This window comes from Qipengyuania triglochinis (assembly GCF_054655615.1).
Genome location: NZ_BAAHND010000002.1, coordinates 11,524 through 32,222 on the forward strand (window position 1 = coordinate 11,524; position 20,699 = coordinate 32,222).

Here is a 20,699-nt window from a genome sequence, read left to right on the forward strand (position 1 = left end):
AAACCCTAATAGGCGAATTCATCGGCATCGGCCTGCTTGCGGCGGAAGATGCCCATGATCCGCTGCCTGATCGAACGCGGCGCCTGCGGATTGTCCGAATAATAATCCGACGCCGCGACATAGAACTGGATCGCATCGCCATACTGGCGGCGGGCATGTTCGGCGTAATCGACGTGGTCGAACACTACGCCATCGGCGCGGCCCGAAAGCGTTTCCAGCGTCGCGCTCATCTGTTCGATCGTCGTCCGCCCCCAGCGCGACACCACCAGCGTGTTATCGGTAAAATCGCACATGGCGCGGGCATCGCGCACAGCCAGCGCGGCGGGCGCGTTGATGATCAGCAGATCGAAATGCTGCTTCAGTTCGGCCAGCAGATGCCGCAGCCGCTGGGCCGTCAGGATCGCGGCGGGGTTTTCGACAGGCCGCTTGGCGCTGAGGATCACGATGCGGCCGTTATCCTGCGCAAAGGCGTTTTCGATCTCCTCCGCCCCCAGCCCGTCGGGCGTATCCAGCATCGGCTTGGCGTCGGGATCCTGCAGCAGATCGTCCAGGCTTGCCCGGCCCGAAAGGACATCGACGATATCGGGCGTGTCGAGATTGGCCTGCACATCCTTGAGCAGCCCCTTCATGCGCAGATCCAGATCGACCAGCACCACGCTCTGCCCCATGACCTTGGCCGCGGCGGCCAGCGTCAACGACACGGTCGATTTACCGTCATTGGGCAGCGGGCTGGTGATAAGGACCGATTGCGATCCGCCATGCGTGCGCAGGCCGCGCATTTCGGAATAGATCGACCGGGCGGCCTCCGCGAACAGCGAATGCGGGTCCTGGATCACCGGGCTTTCGCCCAGCTTGTCGGACAATCCGGCTTCGATTCGCGGCAGCATGCCCAGCGTCGGCAGGCCGAAATGCCGCGCCACATGGGCCGAAGTCCGCAGCCGCCCGTCCGCCAGTTCGAGGCCCAGCGCCATCATCACTGCCAGCACTGCAGAACCCAGCATGGCCATGACGGTCATCTTGGCCGGGGCGGGCGAGATGCGATCGTAATTGGCCACGGCGGGCGAAACCACGGTGGTGTTCACCCCTTCCAGCTGCATCTGGGCGCGGATCTGTTCGATCCGTTCGACGATCGAGGAGAAAGCCGCATTGGCCAGCGCATTGTTCCGCTCCAGCTCTGCCAGCCGCACCGAATTGCCATTGTTCTCGAAAGCCTTGGACTGGACCGATGCCAGCGCCCCCTGCAGGCGGCTGGCCCGCGCGGCATCCTGCGCCGCCTGGCTGCGCGCCATTTCACGCATCTGCGCCGCCTCGGCATTGGCCACTGCCTGCGCCGCAGCGCGCGCATCGGCCCGCTGGCTGGCAAGCGCGGCTTCCACCGAAGAAAGCTCGCTGGTCACCCGCGCCATATCGGGATGGCCCGAACCGAAGGTTGCGCCCAGCCGCGCCTTTTCCGCCACCAGGCTTGCCTGCTGCCGCTCCAGTTGCTGGACCGCCGCCGATGTCGCCTGCGCGGTGCTGCGCAAGCCCGCTGCATTGGCGATCACCGCGCTGCGCGAAGAAGACCCGGCGCTGTTGGCGCTGGCAGACGCCGCCTCGGCAGCGATCTGGTTCATGTAGGACAGGTTTTCATTGGTGCCGAGGCCGAAAGGCATGCCCGCATCGCGGCGAAACTCGGCAAGGTCGCTCGACGCGGTGCGGGCCGCCTCTTCGCGTTCATCGCGTTCGGCCAGCAGCGATTGCAGTAATTCCTCGCGCTGTTCGGTGCCCCGGCGCGTGCGCACCTTGCTGACCGAAAGCGGGTATTGGTTGGCAATGCGCGCAGACAGTTCGGGCGATTTGGTGGTGATGGTGACCTGGATCAGATCGGACTGCGGCTCGCTGGTGACGGTCAGCCTGCCCAGCAGCGTGTTGATCGCCTGATGCATCGTGACGGTGCCTTCGCCCGCGTCGCCCATCTCCCGGCGGAATTCGGGATCGTCGAGCAAATCGAGATCGTTCACCACCGCTTCGGCCGATGAGCGCGAACGATGCAGGCGCACGGCATTGGCCACGCGCACTTCGTTGCGGTTGCTGACGTCGGCCTGGTTGGTGCCCACCTCGTCGATCAGCTGGACCTGAACCTGCGAGGTCGAACTGTAGAGATTGGGCGAGAGCAACTGATAGGCCAGAACCGGCACGGTGATCAGTGCGATCACCAGCAGGATCATCCGCTTGTGGCGTTCCAGCAGCCGCACGAAATCGCGCATCGACAGGGTATGATGCGCCACGGCTTCGGGACGGTATGTCCACTGGAGCCGCCGCTCCTCTGCGGGCAGGTTGCTGCCGAATTCGTTGACTTCCACCAGGTTTGACATGCGATTATGAGCCCAATTGCGCTTCATGCGAAGCCAGCGCGCTGTGATCTATCGTAGGGCCGATTATGCGCGGATCGGGGCCGCTTTTCGCCTTATCATCGGTATCGGCGGCGGCTTTTACTGGTTAGCCATTTTGATATGTCGGCTGGTGATTCCTTGCCGCAGCCGCCGCTCAGAACCGCATTCTCACCCCAACGCCGCCGCGGAAGCGATCGTATTCGTCCAGCGGATCGTCGCTGCTGCGCGAACCATAGGCCACCTCGCCGAACAGGGAGAACCGGCGGTTGGCGAGATATTCCACCTCGGCGGCGGTCTGCCAGCGCTGCTGGACGGGCGATGTGCTGCCCTCGAACTCCACCCGTTCCCAGCGCACCCGCGCCGAGCCGAGCAGATTGTGGCGGATCTCCTGATCCACGCCGAGGCCGATACTGGTCTCGGTCCGGGTGGATGCCCCGGTGCGGAACGAAGTGACATCGCCATTGAACAGGTCGAGGATGATCGCGGTGCGCTGGCGCGGGCGATAGGTCAGCCGTCCCTGCAGCGAAAAGCCGGTGCGGGAATCGCGCGTCGGATCGTCGGCCTCCACCCTGAAGACACCGGCCCCCACCCGGCCTTCGATCAGCCCGCCATCGGCAAAGCGCACGCCCAGCAATGCGCCCAGGGTGGAGACATCGCGATCGGCATTGGTCACCGGCTCGCGCAGCTTGAAATCGCGCCGGGTGTAATAGCCGGTGCCGGTGAAATAGAACGGGCCGCCGGGCCGCACGCCCAGGGTCACCCGGCCCGAATAGAGATCGTAGTCGCGATCGGCATCGCGTGCGGCCAGGGCATTCACATTCTGCGCCTCGCCCACGGCTTCCAGAAGGAAGCGTGATCCGCTGCGGCTATAACCCGCCGAACCGCCCATGATGCGATAGAGGCGCGGCCCTATTCCCTGGATGCGGCGCGATTCCGGATCGCCGCGAGTTTCGATCACGCGGTCCACATGGCCGCTGACGAAAAGGGACTCGCCAGCGCGCGGGCTCCAGTCGGATGTCAGCCGGACGCTGGCGGCGTCGGCATCCTCGCTCGTGAAATCGGCATGGCGGCGCAGATCGAACCGCGTGGCAAGAACGGTGGTCAGCGAACCGGACTTGTGGCGGATATTGGCATAGGGCCGGACGACAGCGATCGCATCGCTCGCCGCGTCATCGGGTTCGGCAAAGACGTTGCTGTTGTATTCCAGCTGGGCCTCGCCGCCCACATCGAAGGTGATCGGCCCGATGGCCGCCCGATCAAGAGGGTGTTCGGGGCTTTTTCCGGACACGTTTGGCGCGGTCGAACCGATCTCCTGCGCCGATCCGGCGCCGGGCGAAACGGCCAGCGCCCCCACCGCCGCCGTCGCCAGCAAGCAGCGCCGGACGCTCATCAGAACCACCTCTCGTAAACCCTTATACGGTCTCCCGGCAGGATAGGAGTGTCCTCGCTGGCCCGCATCCGGGCCTGTTTGCCATTGATATTACGGACTATTTCGACCTCGCCTTCCTTGGCGCGATAGGTGTAGCCGCCGGCCGCGGAAATGGCTGAAAGTACGGTCATTCCCTGGCGATAGGTAAACTCGCCCGCGCCCTTTACCTCGCCGATTACGTAGAAGGGTCGCAAGGCCCCGGGCTGCACGGAAATAATGGGTTCTGTCAGCACGTTACGCGACCGATAGCCATCGGCAATCCTCTTCTCGATCGCCCGCAATCCAAGGCCCGCAACCTCGACTTCCTGCAGCAGGGGAAGCGAAATCATCCCGCCGCTATCGATGACATAGGAGCGGTCGTTCTGCTCAACATCCTGAATAGTCACCAAAAGTTCGTCGCCCGGCTGCATCAGATAATCCGCCATCTGCCCGTCCGCCACCGGAGGCAGGCTGGACAGATTGGTCGAGCATGCCGCGAGAAGAGTTATCCCGGCCAGGCAAGCCAGGGCTCGCATCAAATCCTTGATATACTTCGTCATTTCGTGGCCTTTCGCGTTCTTGCTATTTTCCGGTCAGTCCAAAATCGTGTCATCGAGCCAGTTCCCACAAAGCCTCCGCCATCTGCGCCATGTCCCCTTGGTCGAGTGTATGATCGACCAGCAGCATGAGCGTGCGCTCACCCAGCGCCTGCGCGGACGGGAGCGAGCCATCCCGCCGGCAACCGAGGCTTTGCACGGCAGTCTCGAGGCTCATGTCCGGGCAGGACCCGGTGCCACACGGAATGCCTCTCTCGATCAGCTTGGTGATCAGGTCAGCACGCCGCGCATCCGGATCAGGCACATGCGACTGAAAAATCAGGTAGAATTTATACCACGAGTGGGTGATGACGGCAGGTGGCTCGGGCGCCATCAGCACTGGATGGCCTGACAGCGCTTCGGCCAAAAACCGGGCGTTGCTGGCACGCGCATCCAGCCAGCTGGGCAGTTTGCGCAATTGCGCCCGGCCGATCGCCGCCTGCATCTCCGTCATCCGCGCATTGCTGCCCAAACTGTCGTGAATGTAACGGAATTGCCCAGGGACGGACTTGCCGTCCGCAAGCTTGCGCGGGTTCTTTCCGTGATCCTTCAGCGACCACGCCCGCTCGTGAACCGCGTCATCGCGCAGGACCAGCATCCCGCCTTCCCCGCCGGTCGACATGATCTTGTCCGTGCAGAACGAGAAAGAGGCAGCATCGCCGAATGTCCCGACCTTTCTGCCGTTGATCGCCGCTCCATGAGCCTGGGCGCAATCCTCGATCAGAAAGAGATCATGCCGGTCGCATATCGCACCAAGCGTAGCCATGTCGCAGGGCCAGCCTGCCAGATGGACACAGATAACGGCCTTGGTTTGGCGAGTGACCATGCGTTCGACCGAGGCCGGATCGATATTCTGCGTGGGCGATTGCACGTCTGCAAAAACAGGGCGCGCGCCTATCGATGCGACACAACTAGCGGTGGCGAAGAAACTGCGCGCCGGCACGATCACCTCGTCGCCCGGACCTACGCCCAACGCCCGCAGGGCGATCTCCATCGTAACCGTGCCATTGGCCATGCATATCGCCTGTCGGGCGCCGAGAAACTCGCAGAACTCGCGCGCGAAGCTGGTGCATTCGTCGCCATGAACCAAGGCGTTTACCCTGCCGGACGAAAGGACGCTTTCGACAGCCGCGCGCTCGTCGGCTTCGAAACGGGGCCAGGTCGAGCGGACACCAGTCTGGACGGTTGCAATGGGCGCTGCGCTAGCGATCATTGTTCGCCTCCGCCCGATAGGCACCTTCAAACAGCTGCGTGAGATCCGCTGCCGAGGAATAGGACAGGAGGTCTTCTTCCTTACCGCTGGCGGGATAGCGGGCGAGCCCGTGGACCAGTCTCACGATCCCCTCGTCATCTCCCGACTGCGCACGCTCTGCGATGAGGTTGATCGCCATCGTTATGAAGGGAAGCGCGATAGGCCTCGAACGCGCTTCGAAGATGCCTTCGATCCCCGATTCGACCTGATCTTCGCAGATATCGAACAGCTCTTCGTACAGCTTCTCACCCGGCCTAAGCCCGACGAATTCGATCGGCACGTCCTCTTCCGGCTCAAGACCGTATAAGGTGATCATGCGCCTTGCGAGGTCGACGATCCGGACAGGCTTGCCCATATCGAGAACGAAGATCGAGCCTCGCTGAGTCTTCGATTCCAGCGCGCTCGAACTGCTCAGAAGGATCAATTGCACCGCCTCACGAACCGTCATGAAGAACCGTTCGATATCGGGGTGTGTGACGGTGAGGGGCTTGCCTTCGCGCAACTGGCGCTCGAACAGGGGAACGATCGATCCGCTGGATCCCAGGACGTTGCCGAAACGGACGGTCATGAAGCGAGGCGCTTCCTGATCGTCCACCCCGCACATATCCAGCGCTTGGCAATATAACTCGCCTACCCTCTTCGTGGCCCCCATGACCCCGATCGGATTGACCGCCTTGTCGGTCGAAACCTGGATCATGGCCTTCGCACCGTAGAGGCAAACTGCATTTGATATTATTCGCGTGCCGATGATATTCGTCATCGCCCCGGCGGAGGGATTGGCTTCGACTATCGGCACATGTTTCAGCGCTGCGGCGTGGAACACCATCAAGGGCTGATTGGCTTCAAACACCCGATTGACTGTCGCGGCGTCGCAAATGCTTCCGATTTCCGCGATGACCCTGAGATCGGGATGCAATTCCCGCAGGCTCATCTCGATATTGTAAAGATTGTATTCGCTGGAATCGAGCAGCACCAGTTTCGATGGTTTGATCTGCGCGATCTGGCGGCAAAGCTCAGATCCGATCGTACCGCCTGCGCCGGTCACAAGAATGCTGCGGCCGGCGATCTGGCGTACGATGCTTCTGGCGTCGAGCTTATACTCGCTTCGGCCTAGCAATTCCTCGATCGGCAGGCGCGGGCCGGTCGGATCGGATGAATGCTGAAGCAACTGTGCCCAGGGATCGCGTACCCTGCAGACCTCGACCTTTCGCTCCCGGCACGTATGGATGATGCGTGTCACATCGCGATTGCTGAGAAAAGTCCCGTCATCGCAGACGATGACATAGTCGGGCAGATTGTCATCGAATTCGAGCTTCCGGAGGACGGCGCTCAATTCGTATTGGCTGCCTAGGACCGGGATATCGTCGACACGTGCCAGCGAGTCTTCCTGACGCGGAAGCAGCACGCCCTGAATATCGACGGAAGAGCTGTGGTCACTATGGGCAAGGTCGATCGAAATCCGCGCCCACTGCCAAGACCCGACAAGAATTGCCTTCTTACGAACAGCGACCTTTGGCCTTGCGCGATATACCGTCCGGCGCCGCTCGGTATATTGCCGTTCGACCCGCCGCATCATCCGCACGCCCAGCATTCCGAGGGTAGCGAAAGCCCACTGGATCAGGGCCACCGGAACCAGCGCCAGCGCTTCGGTGCGCGTCTCGCTGAAGGAGAAGGCGATCATCCATGTCACGAACAAGCCGCCAAGGATCACCAGGCCGAGAAAGCTCGAATGCGTGAAGTCCATGAACCTCCAGCTGCGCTTGTAGAGGCCGGCCAGCGCGAACGAGACGGTTGCCACCGACGCGAATGCCAAGGAGAAAATGGCGAAGCCGGCCCAAGGCCCGAAAGGCTGAACAGGGAGCAGGTTCAGCGCAGTATAAAGGGTGAGGAAAATGATCGTGAAATCGATCGAGATGACGACAACGTCCCTTGCCCGTCGCCGCAGCTTTCGCCGGCGCCCATATGTCCCGCGGCTGGCCAGTTCCCCGTCCGGATACGCATCCCTGCCTTGAATCCTGTTCTCAGGCTTGTTCATAAGCTTTGGCTCGTTGCTCCGCTGGTCGCACCGTCCTGAGCAGGAGTATGCGGCAGTCCCTCGATGCATTCGAAGCTAGCCCATCCGGCTGGAAGGGCGGCTTGAGCAAGCAGGCAATATCCGGATTAGTCGGGACTGCGACTGAAGCAGTTTGGGAACCTGTCAGGCGATCATTCGGCTAGGCGCCTCTCACCTGTGCGGAGGGGGATGACCCAAATTGTCGCCTGCGACATATCGAAAGGATAGTAGCCGTCTGCCGCTGTTGCCGCGCGTTGGCGCTTCCTCTCATATCTGCCCCATGACATTTACGGTCAATCCTAGTTCGGGGGGCTGTTCGCCCGCACGCAAGGGCTTTGCCTGTGACCCTTTGCGACCGGATAAGGCAGGATCGCGATGAAGATACTCGTCTTATCGAGCCTTGCATTCTCGCTTATCAATTTCCGCGGCGACCTGCTCAAGGCAATGATCGATAACGGTCACGAGGTAATCGCATGCGCGCCCGACGGTGATGCTGCTGCCGAACGGAAACTGGCCGATATGGGCGTCGATTTCCGCCTGACACTCATGCAGCGTACCGGCACGAACCTGTTTTCCGATGTCGCCCTTCTTCTCGCATATGTCCGGACAATACGCCGATTTCGCCCTGACGTCGTGATCGCCTACACGCAAAAACCGATCATTTACGGAGGCCTTGCCGCTAGGCTAGCCGCACTTGGCGGCAGAAAACCCCGTTTCTTCGCGCTGATGTCGGGGCTTGGCCAGGTTTTCAGCGCGGATGCAGACTATCCTGGATGGCTGCGGTCTGCGGTCGTCGCGCTTTATCGAACAGCCCTCGCAAAGGCGAAAACGACCTTCGTCTTCAACAATGACGATCGCAAGGACATGATTGCGCTCGGCATTGTCAACCGCCAGCAAAGAGTAATCAAAGTACCCGGATCCGGCGTTTCGCTTCAGCGATTTTCCGCCAGTCCGCCAGTTACCCAACCAATCCGGTTTCTGATGATCGGCCGGTTGATGCGCAACAAGGGAATTTTAGAATTCCTGGAGGCAGCGCGGGAGGTTCGCAGGCAATATCCCACCTGCCAGTTTCAGATTGTGGGTCGGTGCGAGGATGAAAATCCTTCCGGCATATCGCGCGAAGAAAGCGAAAGGCTGGCCGCGGAATACGATGTGGACTTCGTACCGGGTACCGATGACGTACGGCCTTACCTTGCCGCGTGTTCGGTATTCGTGCTCCCCTCCTATTACCGCGAGGGCCTTCCCCGCACTATTCTGGAAGCGCTAGCCAGCGCGCGCCCGGTAATCACCACGGATCTACCTGGCTGCCGCGACGCCATTGAGGTCGGCACCAACGGTCTGCTGGTCGAGCCTAGGAGTTCGGAGAGCCTGGCACGGGCCATGATGCAATTTGCGGCCCACCCGTCCTCTGTCAAAAGAATGGGCGCAGCTTCTCTCGAAATCGCCCGTGAAACCTACGATGTCAGGAAGGTGAATCACCAGTTGCTTGGCGAGATGGGCCTGCTTCAAACATCGGCCACGCGGCATACGCAGAAGTCTACAATCGCTGGCAGTGCTTCGTTGCACACGAGCGCAGGGAACTGAACGCCCATGCTTAAGGCCGCGCTTGTCGGATGTGTAGGCAGCACCGAACTGGCTGCTCGAATTCTCGCCAATTCGCCGGACTGGTCGCTCGATCTGATCGTCACCCTGGAGCTGGCCGCAGCCAAGCGCCATTCGGATTTCGTGGATTTGTCAGGGCTTGCATCCGAATCCGGCGCGAAATTGTTTCGCACCTTCAATTCCAACAGCCCCGAATGCCTCCGCGCAGTTGCGGAAGCCGGTGTAGACTTCATCTTCGTAATTGGCTGGTCACAGATTTGCCGAGCCGAATTCATGGCCCTGAAGCCCGATAAAATTATCGGCTATCATCCGGCTGCTCTGCCCCGTTTGCGCGGGCGCGCAGCACTGCCGTGGACGATCCTTCTCCAGGAACCGATCACTGCGGGATCGCTGATGTGGCTTGGAAATGACGTGGACAACGGTGACCTCATCGACCAGCAATATTTTCATGTCGCGACAGATGAGACAGCGGAAACGCTTTACGCCAAACATCAGGCGGCCCTTGCGGAAATGCTCGAAAGATCACTCTCAAAAATCGCGAGTGGGCAGTTGCCCCGCCATCCGCAAGACCCGCGTTACGCTACCTATGCTGCCAAACGTACGCGCGAAGACGGATTGATCGACTGGCGCACGGACGCATTCGCGATCGACCGCCTGGTGCGCGCCGTGGGGCGGCCATATCCAGGGGCCTTCACCTTCAATAATGACGATCGCCTGACGATCTGGCGGAGCAGCGTGCTGCCCGACTGCGGGATGCATCATGCGATGACTGGCCAGATAGTAGAGCGAAGCGAAGATCAGTTTACCGTAATGACTGGCAATGGATTGCTGAAGGTGCTCGAATGGGACACGACTTCAGGCAAGGCGCCCAGTCAACATGCCGTTCTCGGAAGAGACCGGGCATGACGCTTGCGCAACAGTTCGGCCGCGTACTCGCGATCGCCCCGCATGCCGATGACGAGATACTTGGCTGTGGCGGCACGCTCGCGAGACTTGTCGACGAAGGGGGAGAGGTGACGATCGCCGTCGCCACCACCGGCAAACAACCAGCCTTTCCACCCGAACAGGTCAAGCAGGTCCAGGATGAAATGCGGCGCGCCCATGCCGTCATCGGCGTCAAGGATACCCGCCTTCTCGACTTGCCAGCTGCCGCGCTCGACACGATACCCGCCAGCGATTGCAACGCCCCCTTCGCCGACTTGGTGGATGCACTCGAGCCAGATACCTTGCTCCTGCCCTTTGTCGGTGACATCCACATGGACCATCAACTGACATTTCTTGCCGCGATGGTGGCTGCGCGCCCGCGCCACGATGCGGCTCCGCGACAGATCATGTGCTATGAAACGGTCAGTGAAACCAATTGGTACGCAGCGCCGACTACGCCCGCCTTCGTGCCCAATGTGTTCGTCGACATCTCGAAGACGATCGACCGGAAGCTTGACGCTTTTGCAGAATTCAGGAGCCAGGTCCGCGCGTTCCCCGACGAACGCAGCCCTGAAACCTTGCGCGCCCTCGCGGCTGTTCGAGGTTCTTGCGTTCACTTGCGAGCAGCCGAAGCATTCATGCATGTGAGGTCGATCTATCGAGTCTAGCTACGCGTACTCACGGATCGGCCTTGTTGTTCAAGCGACGCTGATCTTACCCGGCAACATGATTACGCTATTCACCCCTTTCGCTGCACGTTTCATCAAATTGCCCAATACTTAACTTTCCGGTAGTTTTGCCAAATACGGAAACCACCGTAATCGCCATGCCTACAATAGCTATCTACGGGGATGTTCTTCGTCATGGTTGGACTGAAGCTGTCGCATGCGTGCCGGGGGGCCGGGATCGGGAAAAGCAACATGTGGCATTTTGCTTTCACTGCCCCCGCTCTGTTATTTCTGGCCGCGTGCGGATCGGATGATAGTTCGCCCACAGATCCCGGAACGCCAACACCAACACCCGTACCCACTCCCACGCCAACACCACCGCCGAGCACCGGGGGTGCATCTGCCTTCGCAAATCCTGATGACGGCGCAATCCCTGAAGCCAATCGCCATCCGCTGGCCTTTCCCACTGCAATGGGTTTTGGAGCGCAGGCTAAAGTGCGCAATGCAGATGCCGTAGTCTACCGGATCAACAGCTTGGCGGACACTGCGGCTCCGGGCGATGGCTTGGTCACCTTGCGCGAATGCGCGCTCGCACTTCAGGTAACGTCGCCATACAACATCCCTGCGGGCCGCCCCCGCTATTGCGTCTTCGATGTGAGCGGCCAGATCGTCGTCCAATCGGAAATGCGGATTACGGTGGGCGGTCTCTACATCGCTGGCCAGACATCCCCCCGGGGGATCGAGGTCGTACGCGGCACCGGGCTGGTGGACGCGCCGTTGTTCTATACGCGGCAGCAAAGCGACGCCATCGTGCGCCATATACGGTTTCGCTACGGCAACCACCTCGACGCACCCAGCAGCAATGGGGATTCCGTTCGTATCGGAGATAGCCGCCGGCAGATCATCGATCATGTGACGACCATGTTCGGCACCGACGAAAGCCTCGATGCAGTCTGCACCGACTGCACAATTCAGTTCTCCATGATCGGCCCCAACCTTTGCCGAAATGCAGGGCACGATCCCGGCAGTTATCACTGCAAGACGTTTTTCATGAAACCGGTCAATCGCGTAACGGTGGCTTACAATTTGTCGCAACACGGTGATGAGCGTGGGGCGAATATTGCAGGAGGAGTGCCCAATCCCACGTCCAGCAGTACCGGCCAGATCGATTATATCGGCAACACCGTCTACAACTTCATCAGCGAGCCAGGGCTGATCTCCAACCAGTTCGGGAGCGTATACCTCAATTGGGTAAATAACACCCACATGGAAGGCGTACTTTCGCAAGACCGACCGGAGTCCTTTTTTCCGGCTCTGTTCGACCGCGCCACAAATGCGGCTTTCGGTTTCTCGATCTACCGCGCGGGCAATGTCAGTCGCCGTGGCTTCGGCCCCTACCCCGGTTCGACGATCGGCGCGGGCGTATATCAATCGGATTGGACCTACGCCCCCGGTATAAGCCAGAATTATCTGACGTCGTGGATGCTGGCAGACGCGGCCACGTCACAGCGAACGGTCCTCGAACAGGCTGGGGCGCTTCTCTGCAGAGAGGGCTCTTGTCGCGACAATGTCGATTCTCTCTACATCGAAGATCTGCGCACTTGTGACCGGCCACCCTACCTTTTCCGGGGCGGTTTCACGAGCGGAGATCCCGCCGATTACGGCGGTTTCGCGCGCATTTCTGCTGGGTACGATCCGCTTGCCGACAGCGACAATGATGGAATGCCGGACGCTTGGGAGAACCGCTTCACAAATACCGATGCTGCGCGCTGGGATGCGAACGACGATGCCGATGGTGACGGCTACCCCAACATCGAGGAATATCTGAGTATGCTGGCCGCGGATGACAAACGCTATGGCGCTGCTGGATTCTTCAATACCACCGGGCAACTGCCAGCCCAGAATTGCGGACGGTAAAAGGTAGAGTGCTACGCGCGGCAGCGGCGCGCCTTACCTGCCTTGCGACAATGGCTGCCCCCCATCTTGTCGTCCGATACTATACCAAAGATAGGTTGAGCTTTCCGCTCCTCTGATCGACCTTCACCATCCGAACGACAGCAGTTGGCAAAGCCCCTGTTGGTCAAAACGCAATAACGATAGGCTGACAGCATGAAAGCCGAGCGACGTATCGTACTGTGCTTTGCTTTCGCTGGCGACAGGCTCGGCGGAAGCCATATCTCCCTTAAAGGCTTGCTCGATGAGCTTCCGAAAAACCTATATCGGATCGTCTTGGTCCTGGAGATTCCGGATGGACGTATCGCCGACTACTTCAGCGCATACGAACAGATCCGAGACCCCTGCGCGCTTGAGAAACCTTTCGAGGTAGGGCGCAGCTTCGGCATCGGCAGTGCACTTCGCACCGTTCCCCGGGCAATCGGCCGAGCCAAGTTGTTGAAGGACCTTCAAGTCGACATCGTTCACACCAATGATGGTCGGACCCACGCCAGCTGGGCGCTTGCTGCGAAGCTGAGCGGTGCCCGCATGGTCTGGCATCATCGTGGCGATCCCGGCGCGCGTGGAACCGGCATGGTCGCGCCAATCCTGGCAGACCAGATCCTGTCCGTCTCCGACTATGCCCTGCCGGCCCGCCGCTGGGGCAAGTTGAAGAACGCGAAAGTCATTCACAGCCCCTTCGATGTCGATATAGCGGTGGACCGCGATGAAATGCGCCGGGCTTTGGTGGCCGAACTCGGGTGTCCGGAAAACGCGATCATCTGCAGCTACTTCGGACAATATATCGTTCGAAAACGCCCGCTCGCCTTCATTGATGCTGTCGACGAATTGCGAAAGATTTCCGGACGTCCGGTAGCGGGGGTGATGTTCGGTGAGCCCGAAGATGCGGCGGTATATGCACAGATGAAAGACCGTCTCACCCGAGAGGGAAGGCCGCCGCCGGTTACGCTAATGGGCTATCGCGAGCCCGGCCACAAATGGATCGCAGCGTGCGATGTCTTGCTGGTAACCGCTCTCAACGAACCGCTCGGCCGCACGCTGGTCGAAGCCATGCTGGTCGGAACTCCAGTGATTGCCACGCGATCAGGAGGCAACGCGGAAGCACTTGCGCCGGATTGCGGAATCCTCGTCGAGCCCGACGACCCGATCGCGATGGCCGAGGCCGCACACAAATTGGTCGAAAAGCCGGCGCGTGTCCAGGCACTGACTTGCCGGGCACGACAGATGGCCGAAAGGCGGTTTACCAAGGACCGCCACGTGGAGCAGGTTAAAGGGGTGTATTCGAACCTCATTCGAAAGCAGCGGAGGGTAGCCGATCGTCTACACTTCGAGCCGGGGCCACGCGGTTCCCGACCTCCTCGGCAAAGCGGCCCCACCGAAATTTCGGGAAAACATTGATGCTTGGCGATATCGAGTCACTGGACGGCGCGCTACGGTGTCCGAGGACCTACAGACCGATCCGTTTCGAGAAGCAACACCGCAGACTTGCCGTGTCGGAAACCGGGGAGGTCTGCGATTTTCCCATCGCGGATGATGTGCCTGTTCTCATTAATTTCGAAAGATCGGTGGTCGAGCGAAAGAACGTGATCGACACAAGCGCGGCGAGCGTCATCGCGCGTCCCGATCATTCCTTTCTGGCGAAGTTTGTCAAATCGTTGCTATCTCCGGAAAAGAAAGCAACGAAACGCAATATCACGTCGTTCGTCCAGAAGCTCAAGGATGTATCCATCAAGCCGCGCGTCCTGGTCATCGGGGGCGGAAGCGTCGGACAAGGTATGGACGCGCTATACGACGATCCCGATGTCACGGTGAGCGCATTCGATATTTACGCGACGCCTAGGATACAGTTCGTCGCGGATGCTCACGACATCCCGATCATCGATGGCTATTTCGATGGAGTAGTCATTCAGGCAGTGCTCGAACACGTTCTCGCCCCCCAGCGCGTCGCCGATGAAATCTGGCGCGTCCTGAGACCGAACGGACTGGTGTATGCAGAAACTCCTTTCATGCAGCAGGTTCACGAAGCGGCTTACGACTTCACGCGGTTCAGCGAACGCGGGCATCGTTACCTGTTTCGCCGCTTCGACCTGGTCGATTCCGGCGCGTCCGCCGGTCCGGGAAGAACATTGATGTGGGCGGTGGATTACTTTGCCCGCAGCCTCTTCCGCTCTCGTGCGGCTGGCAAGATAGCCAAACTGGCTTTCTTCTGGGCACAGTATTTAGACCGCTTCATCCCCGAAAGCTACGCCATAGACGGCGCGAGCGGCGTCTATTTTCTCGGTACAAAATCGGATGCAATCCTTAGTCCGGAAACACTGATCGCAAATTATTCCGGCGCCCAGTAGCAGTGCCTAACGTTCTCTGGCGCCAGTTCGATAGGCTGCCCGAGTGTAATGCCTCGTACCGGGCAGCGATTTTATCGAGCGCGTAATCGGAAACGATGCGCCGGCGTCCGGCTTTACCCATAGCGGCCCGTTCGGATGCCGGTAGCCTTGCCATGGTCAGAAGTGCCTCTGAAAGAGCGCCGGTATCCTTCGGGGGTATTATGATCCCGTTCTCACTCACGATCCGGGCACTGTCACCCACATCAGTTGCCACAACCGGTACTCCGCAGGACAGTGCCTCACCAATGACGTTGGGGAAGCCTTCCCCCCAGGCAGAAGGAACCACGAGCACGTCGATACCCGGCAACCATTCCGCGACATCCGATCTTGCGCCACAGGTCAAAACAACGCCGGCCGGCTCACTCTCGATCAGCGTTTGGATTTCGACGGGCGGTGCTTCGAAGCCATGGCCTACCAGCAGCAACTCAATATCGCAGTCCCTGCTTCGAATTTCAGAAACCGCGGCAATAAGGCGCGCCTGATCCTTCATGGGATGATATCGCGCTACACAAGCCACGCGAAACGAGTTGTCCGAAAATCCGATAGCGCATCGTGCCGCATGGCGGGCATCCGGATTTGGGGCGAACCGCTGGATATCGAAGCCGTTGGGTAGGACCGATGCTCGTTCGGCAGAATAGCCGATTGCTTCGTGCTGCTCCCGCGATACGTGCGCATTGTAGATAATGGCTTCGGGTCCGCGTGAAATTCGGGCACTCACTTTCAGCAACTGCCGCGTCTGCCAGCTTTCCATGGCAAGATCGGGAATGGAATGGCGTATGTTCCAGACCAGAGGCAACGATCGCCCCGATAGCTTGCGTGCTAGGCTGGCTGCGAGATTGCCGTGATACATCCAGCCGTGAATCAAATCCGGCGCTATCGCTTTAATTATGCGTCGCAATCGAATGACGGCCATAGGCCCAGCCAGACCGCGCTGCATGCCGAGCGTATGAACATTCACACCGCATGCGGTGATCCGTGCGGCGGCGGGTCCGGGGGGCAGGAGTGAGAGAACTTCATGATCGTCCGCACCGCCCTGCTCGATCAGCTTGGCGAGCATGTTTTCGGCCCCCCCGAAGTTCAGCGCAGTTATGACATGCAGAACTTTCATTGCTGGCATGCTTTGTCGCAAAGCATGATCAGGCGCCCGCCGGCGATTTCGCTGAACCGATCAATTGAAGGTGCCGTTCCTCGAGCCAGGCATCGAGATTGGCGACCCCGTCCCCATCGGCGTCTTCCCAGGCATCGGGGAAGTCGACATTCGATCCGTTGGCTCTCTCCCAATTGTCCGGCATCCCGTCCCGATCGCTATCTGCTGCCGCTCGCTGGGACGGAATGGTCGGGATATTGCCCGGTCTCCGTATGATCCGCCCCGTCCGACTGCGCACGTCGTTGACAACCTGGAGGTCGAGAGCGTCGCGAGGAAATGCCCCAGCGCTTCTAAGAACCTTTGTATAGGCCCGTGTTGGCGAACTCGGCGATATCGTCAGGCTGCAGTCGGGCTGTGTCAGCGTAATTTCCTGCAGGGCAGGATCGCGCTGCAGAAAATCGCCGATGAACTGATTGTCGGCAAGATAAACCCGCGCAGGTCCCTTACTCGCTATGCGTTGGCGGATGATCCCCACCGCATCGTCCTGCGTGTCCGGCCCTGAGATGAAACTGTTACCGATGATTGCTACCGGGGTTCCGCCATATGTTTCCCAAACCTCTGCGAATTCGGACTGCGCGTTATAAAACACATTGTTCAGCACTTCTACGCAGGAACCGGGAGGGAAATTGATGTCGGGATTGCGATCGCCACTATGGGCACACAGGTTCCCCATAAAGCTGAAATGCTGAGCCCGGCCGGGGTTCGAGGCGAGCAAGGCGCATTTATCGTGTTTGGGAATTCCCCACGAGAAAATGGAATTGCTGACAGTTATGAAGTTGTTGGTGTCGTAACCATTCACAAGCTCGTCACGCGCCCAGCTGGCGCTGACATGGTCGATGATCACGTGAGAGCTTTTCTCGATCGTAATCGAGTCCTCGCTGCCTCGTCTGTCTCCGATGCGGTCGTTACGGACGCGGATGTGGCGGACGATGACATCGTTCGTATCCTTAATCACCAACGGCGTGCGCCCGACCTCCCCGCCGCCATGTGCCAGCGTGATCCCTGCGCCCGGAGCGGACTGGCCGGCAATCGTGATGAAGGGATGCCGGATCCGCGGCGGCAGCCCGGTAAAGCGGATCAGCCCGGACACGCGAAAGATGCAGACCCGTGGCCCCATTGCCTCGATGCACTCGCGCAAGGTTCCTGGGCCTGAATCGGCGAGCGAGACGACCTGCATGATCCTTCCCCCTCGCCCTCCCTTGCTGCGCGATCCATAGCCCTCGGCGCCGGGGAAAGCTGGAGTATGCGGTGCTCGCCAGGTTTCACCGGACTCTGCGCCTTGGGTTCCGCTTTCCGCAGGGGCGGAACAGGCAGCCACCGCTGACGCCAAGGTTAACCAAAGGACTCGCAAGAGGGGGATACGTTCACATCGCATGAGCGCCTCAATTTTTGCATGATCTGCGCTTGGAAGATTGGCGAATTTCATCCGAAAAACTGCATCGTGGGATACACGGTGTCCACGGCGCACCGGTATAATCGCCATGACAAAGTTTCTCGGCAATTCGATCTCACCCCCTCGAAAGGCTAAGTCCCGATCTCATAATCGTCACTCATGCCTCGCCATCCGGGCAGGAAATAGCCGAACCCGCCTTTGGTCAGGCTCAGCAAATACTCTAAAAATCCGGACCGATGGGCATCGTCGAAAAGCAATTTGGCTCGATTCCGCGCGCACCGAGAGGCGAGGCATGGAACGACACACGCTCCTCCGGGACGACGTTTTCGCTCGACAAGGTGCTTACCCTGTTTCTGTTGATCGGCGTATTCTCGGTTTCCTGGCACATTGCCCGACCCGGCAACATCAACTTCACCATTTCCGACGCGGCATTCGTCGTCGTGCTTCTCGGGCTGATCGGCACTTCGAGACTAAACCTCGCGCCGTTCGCCGGACTGTCGGCGGCTTGGCTTTTTTCGCTCATCCTCATGCTGGGAGCATTGTTTGTAAGCACATTGGTCAACGGCGAGATCACGCGGTGGCTGATAGTCGCCCTGCAATACAGCTTCGCCTATTTGCTGCTGCCGATGATGCTCGCCAGTTTCGGACACAAGACGCTGCAGCGCTGTGTCGTGCTCTATGTTCTCGGCGTGACCTTCTCGCAAGCTGTCGGGAATATTGCGAACATCTTCTTCGATTACACCGATACCGCACCGTACCTCGGCAACAATTTCATAACCGGCATGGGTCGGCTTGGTGCGTTTTCGGGCAACGCCAACAACAACAGCGCGATGTCTGGCTTCGCCCTGGTGCTTCTTTTCTACGTTGTCGACCGCAGGCTCATGAACCCATTGCTCAGCCTCGTCTGCGCATTGTTTCTTCTATGGGGTCTCCTTTCCTCCGCGAGCTTTGGTGGCTTCGTCATTTGCCTTTCGGCCAGTGCTCTCGTCATGCTGGTCCGCTGGCCGCAGCGGGCGATCTTCGCCTTCCTGATAATCTTCGCGATCGGCAGTGCGTATATTTCGAGCGGCCTCCCCCTTCCTGCACCGTTTGAACAGCGGGTGTTGGGGGCCCTGTCGGGTGGGGGCCTTGAAGAGGCGGGGACATTCACAGGCCGTATGGAATTGGCCGAAGAGGCATGGCGCATAGCCGAAGATACTCTCTTGATCGGACTAGGCGCGGATAGCTTTCGTGTCATCAGCATGCATCAGGCGCCAGTTCACGTCTTCCCGCTACTCCTTCTAACCGAAGCCGGCCTGCTTGGCCTCATCGGATTCGTCGCGCTGCTGGGTCTCATGTGGTTCCGCGGCCTGTCCGGAATTTCCGACGATCCTCAAAAAGGCATCATCTGTGTTGGCGTGCTACTTATCTTCAGCCTCTTCACGCTGACTGTACCGCATATGTATGCCCGGTTGTGGCTGGCGCCTATTTTTCTGGCTCTTCTCACCTGTTTGAAGAAGGAGCCACGTCAATCCGGCTCCCCTCCAACCCGAAGGCATGAGAAGCAGGGCCCGGAGGGCTTTCCGCATCGGGCTCGACCGGGCGTTTTCCGATGACTGGAAGCGCCGGGGGGCCGGAACCACGCGAAAAGAGCTTGCTGCAATCACGTATCGAAAGCGTGCTGCACCTGATGACCGGCAGTATCGGCAATGCGGTGGTCATGATCGGCAGCCTCGCGCTCGCCACAAGAGCGCTGGGTCCCGAGGCATTCGGGGTCATGGCTATGACGCTGGCAGTGGGCCGCGTCTGCGAGCGGATCGTCCGCTTCGAGTCCTGGCAGCCGCTGGTGCGATATGCTGCGAGCGAAGAGGCGGCGGCAGACCCCCAGCGCATGGCCAGGCTCTATCTTTTCGGTCTCATCCTCGACATCGTGGGGGCCACCGTGGCCGCCTTCCTTTCGATAATCGCTGGCTTCGTTCTGACCCGCTTTTTCGATTTCCCGCCGGAAATGTTCTCGCTGGTCGCCATCTATGCCATTGCGATCGCGCTCAACTTACGCGGCATGTCATCTGCCGCCATGCGCATGGCAGGCATGTTCAGGACGATGGCCTATATCGTCTTCCTCGCCGGCTTCTTGCGCCTGGTTCTTGCCGCAATTTTCTATTGGGCAGGAAGCGGCCTCATGACCTTCGTCTGGGTGTGGACAATAAGCCAGGTAGTCGATGCGCTATTCTACAATTTCATCGCTTTCCGCCAGCTTTCACGGCAGGGGACTCCCTCACCTGTCCGTGTACGTGTCGGCAACTTGTTGCAGGACTTCCCGGGCTTTCTCGGGTTCGCCTTCACAACCAACGCTTCTAGCGCACTGCGGACGATCACTCACGAAGCCGACACCCTGATCGTTGGTGCCTTGACAGACAGCGCGGAAGCCGCGGGTTTCTATCATCTAGCCAAGCGAATGGCGAAGGTTGCCATGGCGTGCGGCGAAATGATCCAGATGGTCGTTTATCCAGATTTGGCACGGATCTGGGCAGGCCAGGCAAAGTCGAAATTCCGCAAAATCATCCTGGGGGTTCAGGGGCTGCTCGCGGTAATCATGGGCGGCATTATGGTGGTCGCCATTGCAATCGGAAAACCGCTGGTCTCCTTCGCCTTCGGCTCGGGGTTCGCACCTGCCTACCCGATCCTGATGGCCCAGCTGGTCGCGGTTTTCCTGATCATGCATTCCGCTCCATCCCGCTCGGCTCTTCTTGCGATGAACCGCCCCTTATACGTACTTGCAACGGCGACGGTTTCGACTGCCATATTCCTGGCCATCGTCCTGCATGCCATTCCGATTTACGGAGCGATCGGGGCAAGCTACGCGCACATTGGTTTCGGCCTTGCTACGGCCGTGCTGCTGGATGTCTGGATGTGGAGGATGTTCCACCGACAGGCGACGGCTCCAGACACGGTAAAGTCGACCTAA

General features: G+C 59.7%; 15 protein-coding genes. 8 read left to right on the forward strand and 7 right to left on the reverse strand.

Annotation, left to right across the window (positions count from 1 at the left end; translation table 11 throughout):
• Positions 1–5: 5 nt before the first annotated feature.
• From ACYQ0G_RS06165 to ACYQ0G_RS06185, 5 genes are all read right to left on the reverse strand, one after another.
• On the reverse strand, positions 6–2,354 hold the full coding sequence (locus ACYQ0G_RS06165) for a GumC family protein (RefSeq protein WP_460100717.1): 2,349 nt from the start codon (positions 2,352–2,354) through the stop codon (positions 6–8).
• A gap of 172 nt (positions 2,355–2,526) precedes the next feature.
• The gene (locus tag ACYQ0G_RS06170) at positions 2,527–3,762 is read right to left on the reverse strand and encodes an outer membrane beta-barrel protein (RefSeq protein ID WP_460100719.1); all 1,236 of its coding nucleotides are present in this window, start codon (positions 3,760–3,762) and stop codon (positions 2,527–2,529) included.
• Positions 3,762–4,340 (reverse strand): polysaccharide biosynthesis/export family protein, encoded by a 579-nt coding sequence (locus ACYQ0G_RS06175; protein ID WP_460100720.1) that lies wholly within the window; start codon positions 4,338–4,340, stop codon positions 3,762–3,764. Before ACYQ0G_RS06175 ends, ACYQ0G_RS06170 begins: the two co-directional genes overlap by 1 nt.
• A 49-nt stretch (positions 4,341–4,389) precedes the next feature.
• Positions 4,390–5,589 (reverse strand): DegT/DnrJ/EryC1/StrS family aminotransferase, encoded by a 1,200-nt coding sequence (locus ACYQ0G_RS06180; RefSeq protein ID WP_460100723.1) that lies wholly within the window; start codon positions 5,587–5,589, stop codon positions 4,390–4,392.
• Positions 5,579–7,663 carry a polysaccharide biosynthesis protein gene (locus tag ACYQ0G_RS06185; RefSeq protein WP_460100724.1) on the reverse strand — a complete coding sequence of 695 codons (2,085 nt, stop codon included), beginning with the start codon at positions 7,661–7,663 and terminating at the stop codon, positions 5,579–5,581. Before ACYQ0G_RS06185 ends, ACYQ0G_RS06180 begins: the two co-directional genes overlap by 11 nt.
• A gap of 393 nt (positions 7,664–8,056) precedes the next feature.
• Between ACYQ0G_RS06185 and ACYQ0G_RS06190 the strand changes: the two genes are divergently transcribed.
• From ACYQ0G_RS06190 to ACYQ0G_RS06215, 6 genes are all read left to right on the forward strand, one after another.
• The gene (locus ACYQ0G_RS06190) at positions 8,057–9,265 is read left to right on the forward strand and encodes a glycosyltransferase family 4 protein (protein ID WP_460100726.1); all 1,209 of its coding nucleotides are present in this window, start codon (positions 8,057–8,059) and stop codon (positions 9,263–9,265) included.
• 6 nt (positions 9,266–9,271) lie between these two features.
• Positions 9,272–10,189 carry a methionyl-tRNA formyltransferase gene (locus tag ACYQ0G_RS06195; protein ID WP_460100729.1) on the forward strand — a complete coding sequence of 306 codons (918 nt, stop codon included), beginning with the start codon at positions 9,272–9,274 and terminating at the stop codon, positions 10,187–10,189.
• Positions 10,186–10,875, forward strand: a complete 690-nt coding sequence (locus tag ACYQ0G_RS06200; protein ID WP_460100731.1) for a PIG-L deacetylase family protein — start codon at positions 10,186–10,188, stop codon at positions 10,873–10,875. The genes ACYQ0G_RS06195 and ACYQ0G_RS06200 overlap by 4 nt, the downstream gene beginning before the upstream one ends.
• A 252-nt stretch (positions 10,876–11,127) precedes the next feature.
• Positions 11,128–12,792, forward strand: coding sequence for a hypothetical protein (locus ACYQ0G_RS06205; protein WP_460100734.1), 1,665 nt, complete (start codon positions 11,128–11,130; stop codon positions 12,790–12,792).
• Positions 12,793–12,984: 192 nt separating this feature from the next.
• Positions 12,985–14,226, forward strand: coding sequence for a glycosyltransferase family 4 protein (locus ACYQ0G_RS06210; RefSeq protein ID WP_460100735.1), 1,242 nt, complete (start codon positions 12,985–12,987; stop codon positions 14,224–14,226).
• On the forward strand, positions 14,226–15,173 hold the full coding sequence (locus ACYQ0G_RS06215; RefSeq protein ID WP_460100737.1) for a methyltransferase domain-containing protein: 948 nt from the start codon (positions 14,226–14,228) through the stop codon (positions 15,171–15,173). Before ACYQ0G_RS06210 ends, ACYQ0G_RS06215 begins: the two co-directional genes overlap by 1 nt.
• Here ACYQ0G_RS06215 and ACYQ0G_RS06220 read toward each other — a convergent pair.
• Positions 15,130–16,320 (reverse strand): glycosyltransferase, encoded by a 1,191-nt coding sequence (locus tag ACYQ0G_RS06220; RefSeq protein WP_460100739.1) that lies wholly within the window; start codon positions 16,318–16,320, stop codon positions 15,130–15,132. The genes ACYQ0G_RS06215 and ACYQ0G_RS06220 overlap by 44 nt on opposite strands.
• 28 nt (positions 16,321–16,348) lie before the next feature.
• On the reverse strand, positions 16,349–17,677 hold the full coding sequence (locus tag ACYQ0G_RS06225) for a pectate lyase family protein (protein WP_460100741.1): 1,329 nt from the start codon (positions 17,675–17,677) through the stop codon (positions 16,349–16,351).
• A 311-nt stretch (positions 17,678–17,988) separates the two neighbouring features.
• On the opposite strand from ACYQ0G_RS06225, the gene ACYQ0G_RS06230 reads away from it, so the two are divergent.
• Positions 17,989–19,347, forward strand: a complete 1,359-nt coding sequence (locus ACYQ0G_RS06230; protein ID WP_460100743.1) for a hypothetical protein — start codon at positions 17,989–17,991, stop codon at positions 19,345–19,347.
• Positions 19,344–20,699 (forward strand): lipopolysaccharide biosynthesis protein, encoded by a 1,356-nt coding sequence (locus tag ACYQ0G_RS06235; protein WP_460100745.1) that lies wholly within the window; start codon positions 19,344–19,346, stop codon positions 20,697–20,699. Before ACYQ0G_RS06230 ends, ACYQ0G_RS06235 begins: the two co-directional genes overlap by 4 nt.